Origin of the sequence: Rhodoferax sp. WC2427, from assembly GCF_040822085.1 — a bacterium.
Classification (GTDB): domain Bacteria; phylum Pseudomonadota; class Gammaproteobacteria; order Burkholderiales; family Burkholderiaceae_C; genus Rhodoferax_B.
The window spans coordinates 106,221-124,121 of record NZ_CP162006.1; the positions used below are offsets into that span (position 1 = coordinate 106,221).

Consider the following 17,901-nt stretch of genomic DNA (forward strand, 5'->3'; position numbering starts at 1 on the left):
TAAAACTTGTTAGTTACGGTAATTATGGGTAAATTCCAGCACTTGTTACAACCAACCAGGAAACAGTTCATGGAGTACCCCCGCCCCCAGTTGCGCCGCGCGCAGTGGCAAAGTCTGGACGGAGACTGGCAATTTGCCTTCGACGATGCCGCCCGCTGGGCGCTGCCCGCCGACGTGGCCTTTGACCGCCGCATCACCGTGCCCTACGCCCCCGAGTCGCAGCGCAGTGGCATTGCCGACACCGGTTTCCACCCGCGCTGCTGGTACCACCGCACGGTGACAATTGAGAATTTGGCCGCCGCCCCCAGCGCCTCCCAGCGCGTGCTGCTGCACTTTGGCGCGGTGGACTACGCGGCCACGGTGTGGGTCAACGGCCAGCAGGTCGGTACCCACCGGGGTGGGCATGCGCCGTTCCAGCTGGACATCAGCGCCTACGTGACCGGCAGCAGCTTCACCCTGGCCCTGCTGGCCGAGGACGACCCGCACGACATGCACAAGCCCCGCGGCAAGCAGGACTGGCAGCCCGAGCCGCACAACATCTGGTACCCGCGCACCAGCGGCATCTGGCGCAGCGTGTGGCTGGAAGTGGTGCAGAGCAGCCATCTGGCCGGTCTGCGCTGGACGGCGGACGTGGCGCAATGGCAGATCCGGCTGGATGCGGCGGTCCATCAGCCGCAGCCCGGCCAGCGCCTGCAAGTGCAGTTATCGCTGGATGGCACCGAGCTGTCGAACGACACCTATGCGGTGCAAGACGGCCAGGTGCGCCGCAGCATCCACCTGCCCGACCCCGGCATCGACTCGGCCCGCGACCCCCTGTGCTGGAGCCCCGAGCACCCGCAGCTCATCGATGCCACGCTCACCCTGCTGGATGCCGATGGCACCGTGCTGGACCGGGTGGATAGCTACACCGCCCTGCGCGATGTGAAGCTGGATGCCGCCAACTTCATGCTCAACAACCGCAGCTACCCCCTGCGCATGGTGCTCGACCAGGGCTACTGGCCCGCCTCGCTGATGACGGCCACCAGCGCCGAGCTGCGCGCCGATGTGGAACTGATCAAGCGTCTGGGCTTCAACGGCGCGCGCAAACACCAAAAAAGCGAAGACCCGCGCTGGCTGTACTGGTGCGACGTGCTGGGCCTGTGCGTGTGGGCCGAAATGCCCTCGGCTTATGGCTTCTCAGCCGAGACGGTGGACCGCGTAGCCGACGAATGGAAGGCCCTGGTGCAGCGCGACCTGTCCCACCCCTGCGTGGTGGCCTGGGTGCCGATCAACGAATCCTGGGGCGTGCCCGAGCTGCCCCACGACCCGCGCCAGGTGAACTTTGTGCAGGCGCTGTACCACCTGACCAAGGCGCTGGACGGCAGCCGCCCGGTGATAGGCAACGACGGCTGGGAAATGCCCTGCGGCGACATCCTGGCCATCCACGACTACAGCAACGACCCCGCGCTGTTCCGCCAGCGCTACGGCAGCGCCGAGGCCATTGCCCACACGCTGCAGCACTCGCGCCACGCCCGCCGCATGCTGGTGCTGCCTGGCTTTGACACCACCAACCGCCCGGCCATGCTGACCGAGTTTGGCGGCATTGCCATGGTGCCCGGCAAGCCCGACGGCACCGCCGCCTGGGGCTACACCTCTGCCCGCAACCCGGAGGAGCTGCTGCAACAGTATGGCGAGCTGCTGGCCAGCGTGCACGACTGTGGCAACCTGGCGGGCTTTTGCTACACCCAGTTGACCGACACCTTTCTGGAGCAAAACGGCCTGCTCACCGAAGACCGCCAGCCCAAAGCCGACCTGGCCACCCTGGCCGCCCACACCCGAGGTGCTGCCGTGGCGCAGCGCATCGCCCCCGATAACCCGCTGGGCTACCTGCCCAGCTGGTTAGCCAAGACGCGCACTGCTTCTTGAAACTTCACCCCTAAGAACAATCGGAGACAACACATGACCCCTTCCTTCAACCGCCGCACCGGCCTGGCCGCGGTCGCCCTGGCCGTGGCCAGCTTTAGCGCGCCCAGCTGGGCCGCCACCGACATCAAGCTCTGGACCCTGCTCAGCGGCGGCGATGGTGCCCGGCTGGCCACGCTGGTCGATGGCTTCAACGCCAGCCAGTCCGACTACAAGGTGGAAACCACCACCCTGCCCTGGGGCGTGCCCTTCTACACCAAGGTGCGCACGGCTTCGGCGGTGGGCGCGGGGCCGGACCTGATCAACCTGCATTTGTCGCGCATGGGCGACTTTGGCCCGTCGGGCGCGCTGCGGGCCTTGGCCCCGGCCGAGCTGGCCGCTGCCGGCATTGTGGGCACCGACTACGCCGAGCGCCAGTGGCAAAAAGGCCAGTACAACGGCCAGACCTACGCCATCCCGCTGGACACCCACGCCCTGGTGCTCTACTACAACAAAACCCTGGTCGCCAAGGCCGGGTTGGCCGATGCCGCAGGCAACCTCAAACCCATCGAAGGCATTGCCGCACTCACCGATGCCTTCCGCGCCGTGAAAGAGAAAACCGGCAGCGACGCGTTCGCCATGGAGAGCAATACCAACTCTTACATGGGCTACCGCCTGTGGCTGTCGATGCTGGCACAGCGCGGCGGCAAGATGCTGGACAACGGCAAACTGGCCTACGGCGAGGCGGGGGTGGATTCCATGAAGGTCATCACCGACTGGTTCAGCAAGGGCTACGCCGCCAAGAACCTGGACTACCCCGCGGCCAACGCCCAATTCTTCAGCGGCAAGGCGGCCTTCATGCTCAACGGCGTGTGGGAAGTGCCCAGCATGGTAGACCTGAGCGCCAGCAAGAAGCTGCCGTTTGAATACGGCATCGTGCCCCTGCCCAAGCTGTACGCCAACCAGAGCGTATGGGGCGATTCGCACGCCTTTGCGGTGCCGGACAACAAGGGCAAGCCGATCGCGCCCGAGCGCCTCAAAGGTGCGCTGAAGTTTGTGGACTACGTGGGTCGGCACTCCATCACCTGGGCCGGTGGCGGCCATATCCCCGCGTTCACCGCCGTGGCCGAATCCGATGCGCTCAAGGCCATGAAGCCCAACAACGAGTTCTCCGGCGTGGTGGCCAAGAACATCGTCTTCAGCCCCGAAGGCTGGTACGGTGGTGCCGCAGGCCCGATGGAGGCCAGCGCCGCCAAGTTCTTCCCGGCGGCCATGACCGGCCAGTTGCCCGTAGACAAAGCGCTGGGCATGTTCGATGCCGAAGCCAAGAAGCTGTTGGCATCGCCCCGCCCCGCAAAGTAAGTCACTAGCCAGCAGCCCTGCGCGGTGCGGGGCTGCGCCACCCACGAAAGTTCCCATGCGGCCCGCTCCCAAGCTCCCTCGCATCCCGCTGCACGCAGCGGCCATGCTGGCCCCGTTCGCCCTGGCCTACGGCCTGTTTTTTCTGTGGCCTGCGGTGCAGACCCTGCTGCTGAGCTTTACCCAGAGCAGCACCACCGCCACCATCGGCTTTGTTGGCTTGGCCAACTACATCGAGCTGCTTGGCGATGCCGACTTCTGGTCGTCGCTGCTGCAAACCCTGTACTTTTGCCTGCTCACCGTGCTGCCGCTCACCGCCATGGGCCTGGTGGCCGCGCTGCTGGTGGAGCGCATGGACCGGGGCAAGTCGCTGGTGCAAGCCGCCTTTTTTCTGCCCTATGTGCTGCCGGTGGGCGTGATGACGCTGATCGCCGGGTGGATGCTGCACCCCAACTTTGGCGTGATCAACTACGTGTTTGAAAGCCAGAACGCCTGGCTCAGCGACCCGGTGTGGGCCATGCCCATGGTGGGTATCGCCACGCTGTGGTGGACGGTGGGCTTCAACATGCTGTTCTTCATGGCCGGGCTGCGCAACATCCCCAGCGACATCTACGAGGCCGCCGGGCTGGACGGTGCACGGGGTTTCAACCTGTTCCGCTTTATTACCTGGCCGCAGCTGATGCCGGTGACCATCATGGTGGTGCTGCTGCAGTTGATTGGCTCGCTCAAGGTGTTCAGCCAGCCCTACATCATGACCGGCGGCGGGCCGTTCAACTCCACCCGCGTGGTGCTGCACTACATGTACGAGACCGGCTTTGTGAACGACAACGCGGGCTACGCATCGGCTATCGCGGTGGTGTTCATGGTGGTGGTGTTGCTGGTGTCGCTGGTGCAAAACTGGTTGTTGCGGGGTCGCCATGCCAATTAAATCAAGAATGGAAAGCGAGAGCCGCTTCGCCGACTGGGGCTGGGCCACGGCCGCCTTGCTGCTCACCGCCGTGCTGGCCGCCCTGTGGATGGCGCCGCTGCTGTGGGCGCTGAGCACCTCGCTGCGCCCCGAAGAAGAAACCGTGCTGCAGCCCATGCGCTGGCTGCCGCAAGACTGGACGCTGGGGGCCTTCACCAAGGTGCTGTCGGTGGGCAACCTGCCGACCTGGATGTTCAACAGCATCATTACCTCGGTGGCGGTCACGGTGCTGACCGTGGCCATCAGCGTGCTGGCGGCCTATGCGTTTTCGCAGCTCAAGTTCCGGGGCCGCGACGGCTTTTTCCTGCTGGCCATGGTGGGCGTGATGTTTCCGTTCGAGGCACTGCTGATCCCGCTGTTTCGGCTGATGCACCAGCTGGGCGCGATCGACACGCTGGCCGGTATCGTGCTGCCGCAGATCGTCTCGCCCATGGCCATCTATGTGTTCCGCGGCTTCTTCGATGCCATCCCGCGCGACTTCCGCGAGTCGGCCATGATGGAAGGTGCCAGCGAGTGGCAGGTGCTGTGGCACATCTTTGTGCCCATCAGCAAAAACATTCTGTGGGCCATGGCCATCATCGTGTTCATCGGCGCATGGAACAACTTTTTGTGGCCCTTCATCGTCATCACCTCGCCGCACATGATGACGGTGCCGGTGGGTCTGACGCAGATCCAGGATGCCTTCGGCGTGCGCTACGCCCAGACCATGGCGGCGGCGCTCTTGGGCGGTGCGCCGGTGGCGATTGCCTACCTGCTGTTCCAGCGGCGGGTGACGCACGGGTTTCTGGCGGCCACCGGTCTTAAATAAATTCAAACAATCCATCATGTCTTTTCTGCAACTCCGCGGTGTTGAAAAATTCTTTGGCGAGCACCGCGCCATCAAAGGTATCAATCTCGATATCAACAAGAACGAGTTCATCGTTTTCGTCGGCCCCTCCGGCTGCGGCAAGTCCACCCTGCTGCGCATGATTGCCGGGCTGGAAACCACCGACGGCGGCACCCTGCATGTCGACGGACGGGACATCACCCACCTGCCGTCCTCCCAGCGCGAGCTGGCCATGGTGTTCCAGAGCTACGCCCTGTACCCGCACATGACGGTGTTCGACAACATGTCCTTCGCCCTCAAGCTGGCCAAGGTGGCCCCGGACGAGATCAAGAAAAAGGTCGAGGCCGCCGCCGACAAGCTCAACCTCACCGCCTACCTCAAGCGCACCCCCAAAGAGCTCTCCGGCGGCCAGCGCCAGCGTGTGGCCATTGGCCGCGCCATCGTGCGGGCACCCAAGATCTTCTTGTTCGACGAACCCCTGTCCAACCTGGATGCCGCCCTGCGTGGCCAGACCCGTGTCGAAATCCACAAGCTGCACCGCGCCCTGGGTGTGACCACCATCTACGTGACCCACGACCAGGTGGAAGCCATGACCCTGGCCGACCGCGTGGTGGTGCTGCGCGACGGTGCCATCGAGCAAGTCGGCGCACCGCTGGAGCTGTACGACAAGCCCGCCAACCAGTTCGTGGCGCAGTTCATCGGCATGCCGTCGATGAACATCGTCAAGGCCGCCCAGCTGTCGCAGTTCGGCGCGCTGGCGGGCCAGGCCGCAGGCCGCGTGCCCAAGGACGGCCTGATCGGCGTGCGCCCCGAAGGCGTGAAGGTTCTGCCCGTGGGCAGTGCCGGTGTGCCCGGCAAGGTGGAGCTGATCGAAGCCCTGGGGGCCGACACCCTGATCCACGTGGACGTGATGGGCACGCAGATGATCTCCCGCCAGGCCGAGCGCACCAACCTGCAGATCGGCGACCCGGTCACGCTGGAGTTCGACCTGAACACCCTGCATTGCTTTGACAGCGCGGGCCGCACGGTCGCTTTAGGTTAAATATGGCCTTTACGCTTACTGGATAAGCGTAAGCAGCTACTTAAATGGTAGCAATCTGCATCAGCGCAGGCGACAGGCCCGTCCACGCGCCCGCCAGTTGGACTTGGCCAGGCGTGCCACTACGCCATTGCTGCGCCTGCCGGGCACCGGCCAGCACGCTGTCGACCACCGGCACGGGCACGGCGTGCTGGATCTGCGCGGCCATGCCCGCCAAACCGGCGCCACCCAAAATCACGGCCTGCACGCCGGGCTGGGCGGCGGCCTCTGCGCAGGCGGCGGCCAGCAGGGTGCGGGCGGCGGCGGGGTCGGCGGCCAACTCGGCCCCGGTGGCCTGCACGGTGTGGATGTGGGCCAGACGGTCGCCATAGCCCAGGCTGTGGGCCAGGCGTTGCAGCATGGGCTTCCAGGCGACACCGCCGGTGACGATGGCGAAGCGGCCATGCTGGGCAGCTTCAAAAAATGCGGCTTCGGCCAGGCCGGTGACCGGCACCGGGCTGCATTCGCGCAGGGCCAGCAGGCCGGGGTCGCCGAAGCAGCCGATCAGGACGGCGTCCGGCATGGGGCCGCCGTCGGCGATCCATGCGGCCCAGGCATCCAGCGTGGCGTGCCCGGCGATGGCGTAGCTGGCCTCGCTGGAGATGTAGCGCGCACCAAAGCGCGCCGTGGCCATGTGCACCGCCACGTCGGGGCCGCTGGCCTGCAGGATGTGGGTGCGCAACAGCCCGGTAACGCTGTCGCTGGTGTTGGGGTTGATGACCAGCAGATGGCGCATGGGGGGTCAGGCGGCGTGGCCGAAGAGTTCGATCAGGTCGGGGGAATGGGTGGCTACGGTACCGAACTGCACTTGTGCTTCCAGGTGCTCCAGGTGCTCGCGCATCAAGCGGGTGGCGGCATCGACATCGCGCAGACGGATGGCATCCAGCACCGAGCGGTGTTCCTGGCAGCCACAGGTTCCGGCGCGGCTGCCAGGCAGGTCCACCGGGCCCCAGGTCATCAGGATCAGCGAAGTGCGCGACACCAGTTCGCGCAGGATGCGGCCCAGGGTCTGCTGCCCGGCGCGCTCGGCAATGGTCAGGTGGAAGTCGCCCGACATGCGGATGGCGTGGCGCACGTCGCCCCTGGCGCGGGCCGCCTCTTCCTCGGCGATGAAGTGCGACAAGATGGCAATGTCGGCCGGGGTGGCGACGGCCATAAAGCGCTCCAGCAGCGGCGGCTCCACCAGGCGACGGGCCTCGAAGACCTCACGCGCCTCTTGCTCGGTGGGCTGGGCCACGCAGGCACCGCGATTGGGCACCATGGTGACGATCTGTTCGTTGGCCAGGCGCACCAGCACCGGGCGGATGCGGGTGCGCGACACGCCAAAAGCGGTGCCAAGTTTGTCTTCCACCAGCTTGGTGCCAGGCTGGAGCCGGTGGTCCAGGATGGCGGAGACGATGCGCTCGTAAATGTCGCTGTCGCTGAGCGCGGGAACGGGGGCGGTGGACACTATGGGCGGCCTTTTGATTTCTGACCCAAGAGCTTAACCAACAAAAGCGTGATACCCATCACGATAAACGACACCACAGTGGTCACCGTGCCGATGGCGTAGATCGACGGTGTGGTGACGGTGGTGGTCAGGCCCTGCAGCTCCAGCGGCAGGGTGTTGACGTCGCCAATCGCCTGCGAGGTGCGGGCAATTTCGTCCCAGCTCAGGGTGAAACCGAACATGCCGATGCCCACCACCGAGGGCGCAATCAGCGGGAGCACCACGTGCTTGAAGCTCTGCCAGGGCGTGGCGCCCAGGTCGCGGGCGGCTTCCTCGTAGGCCGGGTTGAAGCGGTTGAAGATGGCAAACATGATCAGCAGGCCAAACGGCAGCGTCCAGGTGAGGTGCGCGCCCAGGGCCGAGGTGAACAGGCCCAGGGCGGTGCCGTATTCGTCCAGGATGTCCTGCATGCCCAAAACCTCCAGCGCCCATTTGATGCCACCGTCGAGCAGGCGAAACTCCAGGCCTATGCCCAGCGACACGATGATGGACGGCATGATCAGGCTGGCAATCACGATGAAAAACAGCGCATTGCCCCCCGCCAGCTTCTTGCGAAACGCCAGGCCGGCCAGCACCGAAAACACCACCGTACAGGCCATCACCGCCAGGCCCAGGGCCAGCGAGCGGCGCAGGGCCGCGCCAATGTCCACCACGCCCAGGCCTTCGGCCAGCTTGGCAAACCAGTGCAGCGACAGGCCGCGCAGCGGAAAGGTCAAACCGCCCTCAGGGCCCTGGAAGCTGAGGATGAAGATGACGAACATCGGGCCGTACATGAACAGCACGAACAGGGCGAAAACAATCGCCAAAGGCACAAAACCGGGTGCGCGTTTCATCTCACAACTCCTTACGGATATCGACCAGCCGGGTCAGCGCCCAGATGATCATCAGCACGATGGCCAGGAGGATCACCGCGTTGGCGGCGGCCAGGGGGAATTGCAGGTACGAGGTTTGCACCTGGATGATCTTGCCAATAGACGCGATCTGTTGGCCGCCCATCACGCCCACGGTGACGAAGTCGCCCATGACGATGGTGATGACGAAGATGGAACCGATGATGATGCCGGTGCGCGACAGCGGCACGATCACGTTCCACAGGGTTTGCCAGCCGCTGGCGCCGCTGTCGTTGGCGGCCTCCAGCAGGCTGCGGTCGATGCGCATCATGCTGTTGAAGATGGGCACGATCATGAACATGGTGTAGAGGTGCACAAAGGCCAGCGTGACCGAAAAGTCGGAGAACAACAGCCACTCGATCGGCTTGTCCACCAGCCCGGCCCCCACCAGCCCCTGGTTGACCAGCCCGTTGCGCCCCAGCAGCGGCACCCACGAGATCATGCGGATCACATTAGAAGTCCAGAACGGGATGGTGCACAGCACAAACAGCAGCGTCTGCGTGCCTTGGGACTGGATGTGGAAGGCCAGAAAGTACGACACCGCAAAGCCGATCACCAGCGTGATCAGCCAGACCATGAAGCAGAATTTGAAGGTGGACAGGTACGTCTTGAGGGTGACGCACATCTCCGTGGTGTTGCCGCAACCGTCAAAAATCGAGATGTAGTTTTTGAAGGTGAAACCGGGCAGCAGCTCGTACTCGTTGAAGTCCCAAAAGCTGACCATGAGGATCAGCGCCAGTGGTACCAAAAAGAACACCGCAAACACCGCTGTCAACGGCGTGGCCTGCCACCAGGCGGACAGGCTGCGGCCCGGCGCGGGGGTGGGCGAGGGGAGGGAGGCGGTGGGTGTGCTCATGGATGTTCTGTCTGGTTCCCTCCCCAGCCGGGGGAGGGCTAGGGTGGGGGCTTGCCGGTTAAAGGTTTACTATCAAATGGGTAGCTACTCACGCTTATGGAATGGGCGGTAAGGGCCTATTTCTTATAAATTGGGCCTGTGCCACTGTGCCCCCACCCCGGCCCTCCCCCGGAGGGGGAGGGAGGAATCACCGCCCGTCGCGAGCGAGACCTTTACGCAGCTACAAACTCATTCCACTTCTGGACCATGTAGTTGTTTTCGTCCATCAGTGCGTTCCAGCAGGCGATGCCGCCCATGCGGGCTTCGTAGCTGCCGCCGTCGCGGGTCGCGCCGGTCTTGGCCAGCAGGTCGCCGTTCGGGCCCTTGATGTCCTGGGTGGCGGGCTTGCCTTCCATCCAGTAGGCCCACTCGTAAGCTTCCATCTTGGACTTGGCGGTTTCCAGCACGGCGCTGTAGTAGCCCTGGCGGTTGAGGTAGGCACCGGCCCAGCCGTCGAGGAACCAGTTGATGAACTCGTAAGCACCGTCCAGGGTCTTGCCCTTCAAGGTAGCTGGCAGGCCGAAACCGGCAGCCCAGGCGCGGTACCCTTCCTTCAGCGGCTGGAAGGTGCAGGCGATGCCCTTGGTGCGCACGGCGGTGACGGCAGGCGACCACATCGACTGGATCACCACTTCGCCGGACGACATCAGGTTGACCGACTCATTGAAGTCTTTCCACAGTGCGCGGAACTGGCCTTGCTTCTTGGCTTCGATCAGGGTCTTGATGGTCAGGTCGATTTCCTTCTTGGTCATGTTGCCTTTGTCAGGGTATTTGTAGATACCCATGGCTTCGACCACCATCGCCGCGTCCATGATGCCGATGGAGGGGATGTTCAGAATTGCGGCCTTGCCTTTGAACTCGGGGTTCAGCAGCTCGGCCCAGGAGGTGATGGGGCGCTTGATCAGGTCGGGACGGATGCCCAGCGTGTCGGCGTTGTACACGGTGGGGATCAGCGACATGAACTGGGTGGGCGTCTTGGAGAACACCTTGGATTTCTCGCCTTCCAGGAAGATCACCTTCTTGGGCGCCGTGCCCTGGTCGCCCACGGCCTTGCCGTTGACCATGCCGGTGGTGAACAGGGTGGTGATCTTGTCGGCGTTCTTGATGCGCTTGACGTCAATGCCCTTGAGGTTGCCGGTGGGCACGATCTTCTTCAGCGAAAAGTATTCGGTGTCGATCAGGTCGAAGCTGTTGGGCGCGGTGACGGCGCGCTTGGTCACGTCGTCGGTGGTCACGGCCACGTACTGGATGGTGATGCCGGTGTCGGCCTTGAACTTTTCGGCAATCGCTTTGTCCTGGTTCACCGCGGTGCCCAGGTAGCGCAGCACGATGGGTTCAGCAGAGTGCACCGCCGGGAAGATGCCGGTGGCCAAAATGCCAGCCGTGCCCTTGAGCAGCGAGCGGCGCTGCATGGTGGCCTTCAAGGCATTGGTGGGTTCAGGAAGTACGTCGGACATGGTCAAAACTCCTAGGGTTGCGGGTAGAAAAATTAAGCGGCGACAGGAACAGATACGGGGCCGAGCGGGTGGGCGGCCTCGGGGGCCCAGGCCAGTTGCACAGCTTCGGCCACGCGGTAGGGGCGGGCGGCAAAGCGGGCTTCGGACACCATCACCGAGAACTCGGCGGTGGAACTGGCGGTCTGGGCCACGCCGGGTTTTTGCAGGCCCAGCAGCACATAGGTGCCCTGGTACTCCACATCGCTGACCACGGCGCGGATGTTGTCGGGGCCGTCGGCCACGGCGGCCTCTGGCGGGATGATTTGCATGTGGTCGGTGCGCACACCGATCTTGCCGCGTGGCGTGTCCAGCACGTTGTGGCCGCCCATGAAGCGCGCCACAAATTCGCTGGCCGGGCGGTTGTAGACCTCGTGCGGGCTACCCACCTGCTCGATCAACCCATGGTTCATCACCACCATGGTGTCGGCCAGGGCCATGGCTTCTTCTTGCGAGTGGGTGACGTGGATGAAGGTCAGGCCCAGCTCTTTCTGCCAGCGGCGCAGCTCGGCGCGCATCTGGATGCGCAAAAACGGGTCGAGGGCCGACAGGGGCTCATCGAGCAGCAGCACCTTGGGCTGGGTGATCAGCGCACGGGCCAGGGCCACGCGCTGCTGCTGGCCGCCCGACAGCTCGCTGGGCGTGCGGTCTGCCAGGTGGCCCATGGCCACCCGCTCCAGCAAATCCTTGGCCTTGGCATGCCGCTCGGCCTTGTCCATGCCCTTCATCTTCAGGCTGAAGGCCACGTTGTCGAGTGCGCTGAGGTGTGGAAACAGCGCAAAGCTCTGGAACATCATGGCCGTGCCGCGCTCGGCAGCAGGCAGGTCGGTGATGTTGCGGTTTTCCAGCAGGATGTCGCCGCTGGTAACCGACTCGTGTCCGGCCACCATGCGCAGCGTGGTGCTTTTGCCGCAGCCCGAGGGCCCCAGCAAACAACAGTAACTGCCGCTGGCGATGCGCAGGTTGATGGTGTCAACGGCCGGCTTGGACGACCCATAGCGCTTGGTCAGCGCAATGATTTCGATGGCCGAAGGTGCGGTAGTAGAAGTGGAAGGGGGGGTAGGAGCGGGCATACCCGTCCCCTATGCATAGGCCGTGCCAGCTCTGCGTACCGTGCGATTGTGAAATTGCGTACAAAACTGCACCGGGAATGTGCGCAATCTACCCCTGCACCGACAGAACGCGCAGGCTTGGTGCGCTAGCTACCGGCTATTTGCCGCAATCTGCCGCAAAGCCTGCTCAAACACCTCGGGCGGCTGGCCTCCAGAGATCAGATGCCGGTCGTTGATGATGATGGCGGGCACGGAATGGATGCCTTGGCTGGTATAAAACTCTTCGCGTTGGCGCACTTCCTCGGCAAATGCGCCGGATTCCAGAATCTCCCGCGCCCGCACCGGGTCCAGCCCCACCTGTTCGGCCACCTGCACCAGCAAGGCGTGGTCGCTGGGGTTTTGCCCCAGGGTGAAGTAGGCATCGAACAAGGCTTGTTTCAGGGCGTGCTGGTGGCCTTCGAGCTCGGCCCAGTGCAGCAGGCGGTGCGCGTCGAAGGTGTTGTAGATGCGGTTGCGCTGGCCCAGGTTGAAGGTAAAGCCCAGTTCCGCCCCGCGGGCGCGGATGTTTTCCTTGTTGGCCGCCGCCTGGGCCGGGGTGGAGCCGTATTTGCGCGCCAGGTGCTCGGTGGTGTCTTCGCCTTCCGGGGCCATGTGCGGATTCAGCTCGAATGGCTGGAAGTGCAGCGTGGTGGTGATGCTGTCTGCCACGCGCTCCAAAGCCTGTTCCAGCGACTTCAAACCCACCACACACCAGGGGCAGGACACGTCCGAGACGAAATCAATTTTGAGTTGGGTTGCCATATTTTTCCTGGTCTTGAAAAGCTGTGGATAGTTCCGGCATAACCGGACAGTTATCCACAGGGAACGCGGTGATTGAAAAGTTGTTCATTTTGGCGTGACACCAGAAAAGCAAGGTCACGCACACCTGGCAACATGGGATAAGCTGTTGATTTAAAAGAACAAAACAGGCTTACCCACAGAAGAGCCGCATGCTTACTACTACTACTATGTATTAATAGAACCATTAGAAGAATAGCCAAACACAAAGTCCGTTGGAAACGGGTGGATTTTGGGTCCGGCCGGTGCGTTCTTTGGCCCCTTTTCTCGGCTAACAGTTTTGCTCCAGAGAAAAGCCGCGGCATGTGTTCTGTATCCCCGAAGTCCGAGCTGGTGCACAGGGCACCCACGAAGGGGTGCTTATGTAAATTTTTTGTATAAAAGCAACAAATTAGTACAAACACTTAGTTTGGCTAAGTAACTAAATTTCTAAAGTTGCGGTGTCCGAAAGTGCTCCACAAACCGCATACAAAGCGAATTTTGTGAGTGAAAGAGGCAGGTGTTGCTACGTCCCTGTGTTTGCCTGCATGTCTGGAATGCAGGTTAAATATGTGTAAATTTGTAAATATCATGTAACTTACTTACATAAGCTACAAAGAAATTTACGGTGCGTTTACAAATGCCTTCCGGGGGCTGGCGTGCGGGCCGGCATTTTCAGGATCTCGTGGCTGGAAGATTTCTTCTGGCCAACCCCAAAACCAATGGAGTCCCAAGATGAAGTTCTTTAAATTGCGAGCCACCGTCGCCGCCGCATCGTTGTTGGCCGCTGGTGGCCATGCTTTTGCCCAGGCGGCAAACGACGTGCCTGTGGATCCCACGTTGGAGAAGCAGATCACCCAGGTGGTCAAGAAGGTCACCGATGCCACCGGCCTGGAGTTCACCGGCTACCTGCGCACCGGTTTCTATTCGGCAGCGAACGGCCAGGCCAAAGGTGGCTACTCGCTCGGTGGTGACCTGCAAAAGTACCGTCTGGGCAATGAAGGCGACAACTATTTCGAAGTCCTGATCGGCAAGAACTGGGACCTGGGTGGCGGCCTGAAGTGGGGCGTGCACTGGATGCCCAACTACTACAACGGCGATACTGGCACCCCCCAAATCTATTCCGATATCAAGGGGCTGGACTTTGCGCCCAACGTCAGCTTCTGGGCGGGTCAGCGCTTCCACCGCGTGCAAGACATCCATATCGTGGACAACTGGCTCATGCAAGACGGCGACAACTACGGTGCCGGTGCCGATGGCATCGACGTAGGCTTTGGCAAGTTGAACCTGGCGGTGTACAGCGACGGCAGCTCGGGCAACAGCAACAAAAGTACCAATAATGCGCGCCGCGCCAACTTCCAGTTGCGCGACATGCCGGTCAACCCTGGCGGCAAGCTGACCCTGACCGGCGGCGTGGTGAATGGCACCTTTGCCCAGGGCTCGAATGGTGGCGCATTGGGCCTGCTGCACAACCAAAGCGATTTCATAGTGCCGGGCATGAACAACTCCTTGTTCCTCCAGGGATCGACGGGCCACGCCAGCCTGAGCGGCCAGTTCTACAACCTGGACGACTCGGCGGGCGTAGCGGCCGCAGGTGCCAAGCAAAGCCGCGTCGTGGACGTGATCAACTGGCAAAACGGCCCGTTCGGTGGCCAGGCTTTGCTGGGTTACCAAACCCTCAAATTGGACAATTCGCCGACCCAGAAAGATCTGTCGTTTGGTGGACGTGTCTCTTACGGTGTGGCCAAGAACGTCAAGCTGCTGGGTGAACTGGGCCTAACCCAGCGCAAGATTGACGGCCAAGACAAGCAGCACCTGACCAAGGGCACGTTTGCCGTGGCTTTCTCGCCCAACACCGACTTCTGGACCCGTCCTGAGTTCCGCGTGTACGCGACCCGTGCCAACTGGAACGATGCAGCTGCGGCGGCCAACAGCTCCTCGTTTGGTGCCAATGGCCGCACCAAAGCCACCACGGTGGGTGTGCAAGTCGAAGCCTGGTGGTAAGCCCTTAGTTTTTGCGAGGAACTGAGTTTTGCCCGTGCCGGTGCCGTTATCTCCAACGGTACCGGCACGGGCTTTTTGTTTTTGAAATGGAAGCTATGAGAAATCCCCACCCATGGATCACCACGGCGGTTTGCGCTGCCAGCCTGCTGCTTGTACCCACGGCCCACGCAGGCCTGTTCGATGGACTGTTTGGCACCAGCAAGGCGGGCGATGCCAGCCAGCGGACCAGCTGGGAGATCCACGACTTTTCCAGCGTCCAGCTGGCACCGCGCGAGGCCGGGACAGCCGACAACCGGCATCCGGCGTTGATTGCGGCCCGCACGCTGGAACAGCTGCTGTCCTCGGTGCGCACCACCGTCGGCAAGGTATCCCAGCCGCTCATGACGCCCTACGAGGCCGAGCAGGTGTCTGAACCCTTGGCGCAGGCCCTGGCCAGCGCTACACCGGGCCAGGATGTGCTGCTGCTGAGCAGCGAGCGGCGCGTCAAGAACTCCATCGAACCGCCCATGGCCGTGACCGCCCGCGTGTTCGTCAATGCCGATGGCCTGCAACTGGTGGTGCGCGATGCGCGTTTTGATTTTTACGACAAGTGGCGTGGCACGGGTATCACGCCCAGTTTTGGCTACGGCTCGCGCAGTACGGCGGGCTCGGCGCAATTGCAGAGTAATCTGGGCACCAACCCCCGGGCCGACTGGCTGGCGTTTCCGCTGACGGCCGCCATGGCCCCTGCGCTGGTGCCTGCCCCTGTGCCGACACCCGCCCGCGCCAGTGTGGCTGCTCCGCTACCTGTGCAGCGTGATGCCGCCTTCTATGACGCCCAGGAACTGCGCCTGCAAAAACTGAAAAGCCTGCGTGAAAAAGACCTGATCACCGACCAGGAGTACCAGCAGAAGCGCCAGGAGATCCTGAAAGATATGTGACTGGTTCGCCCGGCCGGGTGGCAATTTCCAGCTGCGTGAGGTAGCGCATGGCGTGCCCGTTGCTGCTGCCGCACATGTCCCGTGCGGGCTGTAGCTGGCCGCACACCGCCGGGCGCTCGGGCTGGCCAAAAATGCGGCACAGGTTGGCCGCGTCAAGCTGCACGCAGCGCACCCCGGCGGGCTTGCTGATGCCGTCCACCACCGGCATGCCGGGGATGGGCGAGCTGATGCTGGGGGCAATGCAGCAGGCGCCGCAGCCTAGTCTGCATTCCATGGGTTTACTATGGTTTTAGTAGCTGCTCATGCTGATGGAATGAGCATGAGAGGCCGATTAGGCTTGAAACTTGCGGGCAGCCCACAGGACTTGTTCCACCACCGCCTGCACACTGGCGCGGTGGGCGTCCTGCTTCAGGTTGCCGTCTTCGGCAAACGCGTCGAACGCCCGGCCCAGTGCGAATTGCTTCGGCGCCACCCAGCATTGCATATTGGCCATCAGTGGCGACAGGTGCGTCAACGAGCGCAAACCCCCCAGCCCGCCGGGCGAGGCACTCAGCAGGCCCACTACCTTGCCGGTGAAGGAGCGGAAACCGTCTTTCCACACCGGGTCGGTCTTGATGGGGCTGGAAGCCCAGTCGATGGTGTTTTTCAGCAGCGCGGGGTAGCTGCCGTTGTACTCGGGCGCGCAGATCAGCCAGGCCGGGTGCGCAAACATGATTTCCTTCAGGCGCAGCACGTCGGCGGGCGTGCCCTCGGCCTCCAGGTCGGCGTTGTACATGGGGATGTCAAAGTCGGCCAGCTCGATGTGCGTCACCTCGGCTCCGGCCGCCGTGGCGATGCGGGCGGTGGCGTGGGCCAGTTGGCGGTTGTACGACTGTTTGCGGGTGCTGCCCGCGAAGAGGAGTGTTTTCATACCGCAGATTGCACCATAGTTCGGGCCAAACCTTGTAACGCCGGGCTGACCTGCGGGTGCTCGGCCAGCAGCGACCAGAACTGCCGGGCCGCAGCCATGGCGTTAGCGTTGGCCCAAAAGCCATCGGTGGCAAACGCGGCGTAGTCCAGGGCGCCGGTCTGGGCATCGGGCTGGTAGCGCATCGGCAGCATGTCGTAGACCGGGGCCAGGGTGAAACGGCCCTTGGCCATGTCTTTCAGGCTGTCGCCCTGGGCAAACAGGCCCAGGTTGTCCGCCTGCATGTCGGTATTGCCCACCAGACGGCCAAATTGCAGCCGGAACAGTGCCTGCAGCGCATCGTCTGCCGATAGCCGCCCTTGCCGCGCCAGGGCATCGCAGGTGGCCGCCCAGTGCTGGTAGCCACCGGGTACAAAAGCCGCATGCGCTGCCCCCACCGGCACCACATGCTGGCGGCCCGCGCTGCCGATGCGGTCAAACCGCTGGCTGACCAAATAGGTGCGGGTGTGGCTGTGCACCACCTCGCACACCGCCACCTGCTGGCCGTAGCTTTGCAGTACCTGCAGGCACAGGGCTTCGGCGTGCAGCAGGTTGTGCCAGCGCTCGCCAAACGGCGTGCCGTGCGGGGGCGAGAACTTCACCACTACCGGCGTGCCCAGGTGGTTGGTGGCCAAAAATTTGGGTTGATCGCCCCCGATCGACGAGCCCGCAGGCAGGGTGTGGGCAATGTTCTGGGCCAGCGTGTCCAGCGCCGGGCCCAGTTCGGGTCCGGGTGGGGGCAGGGCAGGCAAAGCGGTGGCTGCGTGCAGGTGCCCCAGCACCAGGGCTCCTGGCGCGTCGTGCAGGTGCAAGGCGGCGGTCAGCGTGGCCTGCAGGTCCCACTGGTCGGGGTTGCCGGGCACGCCATGGCCCGCCAGGCTCTGCGCCAGCAGGCGACCTAAAAAGCCCTGTGCCTGCAGTGGCGACAAGTACCACGGCAAGCCGGTGGTGGACAGCACATCCAGCCCGGGTGCTTCGATGTGGATGTGGTCCCGGGCCAGCAGGCTCACATGCCCCAAGGGTTGGGCCCGGCCTGCGCTGTCCACCCGCCACAGCGGTTGTTGTGCGGCACCGCCTGCAATCGGCTGGGGCAGGGCATAACGGGCGCTTTTGCCTTGGCCCAGGGTGAGCACCTGGCCCGGCAGCTGGGCCAGCAGGCGCGACACCGTGGACTGGCTTTTGCCCAGGGCCTGTTGGAGTTCCGCAGAGCGCGCCGCGCCGTGGCTTTGCAAATGCGATAGAAGTGCGTCGGTATCAGCTGACATGGTGCATAGAAAAAATACTG

Annotated in this window: 17 protein-coding genes; 7 read left to right on the top strand and 10 right to left on the bottom strand. The window is 63.3% G+C overall.

Annotated features, from left to right (window positions below):
- The first annotated feature begins 69 nt into the window (after positions 1-69).
- Genes AB3G31_RS00465 through AB3G31_RS00485 form a run of 5 tightly spaced genes read left to right on the top strand, consistent with a single transcriptional unit; the run spans position 70 to position 6,075 of the window.
- A complete protein-coding gene (locus AB3G31_RS00465) occupies positions 70-1,905 on the top strand; it encodes a glycoside hydrolase family 2 protein (protein ID WP_367848283.1) in 1,836 nt (611 codons plus the stop codon).
- A gap of 33 nt (positions 1,906-1,938) precedes the next feature.
- Entirely contained in the window at positions 1,939-3,243 is a 1,305-nt protein-coding gene (locus tag AB3G31_RS00470; RefSeq protein ID WP_367848284.1) for an extracellular solute-binding protein, read from the top strand.
- A gap of 55 nt (positions 3,244-3,298) precedes the next feature.
- Complete coding sequence (locus AB3G31_RS00475) at positions 3,299-4,168, top strand: carbohydrate ABC transporter permease (RefSeq protein ID WP_367848285.1); 870 nt, start codon at positions 3,299-3,301, stop codon at positions 4,166-4,168.
- A 7-nt stretch (positions 4,169-4,175) separates the two neighbouring features.
- Positions 4,176-5,015 carry a carbohydrate ABC transporter permease gene (locus AB3G31_RS00480; RefSeq protein ID WP_367848286.1) on the top strand — a complete coding sequence of 280 codons (840 nt, stop codon included), beginning with the start codon at positions 4,176-4,178 and terminating at the stop codon, positions 5,013-5,015.
- Between the two features lie 16 nt (positions 5,016-5,031).
- Positions 5,032-6,075: an ABC transporter ATP-binding protein gene (locus AB3G31_RS00485; protein WP_367848287.1), complete on the top strand. Its 1,044-nt coding sequence runs from the start codon at positions 5,032-5,034 to the stop codon at positions 6,073-6,075.
- A gap of 40 nt (positions 6,076-6,115) precedes the next feature.
- Here the strand turns inward: AB3G31_RS00485 and AB3G31_RS00490 are convergent, their stop codons facing one another.
- The 7 genes from AB3G31_RS00490 to AB3G31_RS00520 form a co-directional block, all read right to left on the bottom strand.
- A complete protein-coding gene (locus AB3G31_RS00490; RefSeq protein ID WP_367848288.1) occupies positions 6,116-6,847 on the bottom strand; it encodes an aspartate/glutamate racemase family protein in 732 nt (243 codons plus the stop codon).
- A gap of 6 nt (positions 6,848-6,853) precedes the next feature.
- A complete protein-coding gene (locus AB3G31_RS00495) occupies positions 6,854-7,561 on the bottom strand; it encodes a GntR family transcriptional regulator (RefSeq protein WP_367848289.1) in 708 nt (235 codons plus the stop codon).
- Positions 7,561-8,433, bottom strand: coding sequence for an ABC transporter permease (locus AB3G31_RS00500; RefSeq protein ID WP_367848290.1), 873 nt, complete (start codon positions 8,431-8,433; stop codon positions 7,561-7,563). Before AB3G31_RS00500 ends, AB3G31_RS00495 begins: the two co-directional genes overlap by 1 nt.
- A 1-nt stretch (position 8,434) precedes the next feature.
- Positions 8,435-9,346 carry an ABC transporter permease gene (locus tag AB3G31_RS00505; RefSeq protein ID WP_367848292.1) on the bottom strand — a complete coding sequence of 304 codons (912 nt, stop codon included), beginning with the start codon at positions 9,344-9,346 and terminating at the stop codon, positions 8,435-8,437.
- Between the two features lie 212 nt (positions 9,347-9,558).
- Positions 9,559-10,842: a PotD/PotF family extracellular solute-binding protein gene (locus AB3G31_RS00510; protein ID WP_367848293.1), complete on the bottom strand. Its 1,284-nt coding sequence runs from the start codon at positions 10,840-10,842 to the stop codon at positions 9,559-9,561.
- A 32-nt stretch (positions 10,843-10,874) separates the two neighbouring features.
- Positions 10,875-11,951 (bottom strand): ABC transporter ATP-binding protein, encoded by a 1,077-nt coding sequence (locus AB3G31_RS00515; RefSeq protein WP_367848294.1) that lies wholly within the window; start codon positions 11,949-11,951, stop codon positions 10,875-10,877.
- Positions 11,952-12,080: 129 nt separating this feature from the next.
- The gene (locus tag AB3G31_RS00520; RefSeq protein WP_367848295.1) at positions 12,081-12,731 is read right to left on the bottom strand and encodes a DsbA family oxidoreductase; all 651 of its coding nucleotides are present in this window, start codon (positions 12,729-12,731) and stop codon (positions 12,081-12,083) included.
- 750 nt (positions 12,732-13,481) lie between these two features.
- On the opposite strand from AB3G31_RS00520, the gene AB3G31_RS00525 reads away from it, so the two are divergent.
- Together AB3G31_RS00525 and AB3G31_RS00530 are read left to right on the top strand one after the other, a co-directional pair.
- Positions 13,482-14,750 (top strand): carbohydrate porin, encoded by a 1,269-nt coding sequence (locus AB3G31_RS00525; protein ID WP_367848296.1) that lies wholly within the window; start codon positions 13,482-13,484, stop codon positions 14,748-14,750.
- Between the two features lie 95 nt (positions 14,751-14,845).
- On the top strand, positions 14,846-15,670 hold the full coding sequence (locus AB3G31_RS00530; RefSeq protein ID WP_367848297.1) for an SHOCT domain-containing protein: 825 nt from the start codon (positions 14,846-14,848) through the stop codon (positions 15,668-15,670).
- Here the strand turns inward: AB3G31_RS00530 and AB3G31_RS00535 are convergent.
- The 3 genes from AB3G31_RS00535 to AB3G31_RS00545 are packed head-to-tail and all read right to left on the bottom strand — an operon-like array spanning position 15,618 to position 17,881.
- Complete coding sequence (locus AB3G31_RS00535; RefSeq protein ID WP_367848298.1) at positions 15,618-15,944, bottom strand: YkgJ family cysteine cluster protein; 327 nt, start codon at positions 15,942-15,944, stop codon at positions 15,618-15,620. The genes AB3G31_RS00530 and AB3G31_RS00535 overlap by 53 nt on opposite strands.
- 57 nt (positions 15,945-16,001) lie before the next feature.
- On the bottom strand, positions 16,002-16,580 hold the full coding sequence (locus tag AB3G31_RS00540) for an NADPH-dependent FMN reductase (protein ID WP_367848299.1): 579 nt from the start codon (positions 16,578-16,580) through the stop codon (positions 16,002-16,004).
- Positions 16,577-17,881 (bottom strand): HipA domain-containing protein, encoded by a 1,305-nt coding sequence (locus tag AB3G31_RS00545; protein WP_367848300.1) that lies wholly within the window; start codon positions 17,879-17,881, stop codon positions 16,577-16,579. Before AB3G31_RS00545 ends, AB3G31_RS00540 begins: the two co-directional genes overlap by 4 nt.
- Positions 17,882-17,901 lie beyond the last annotated feature (20 nt).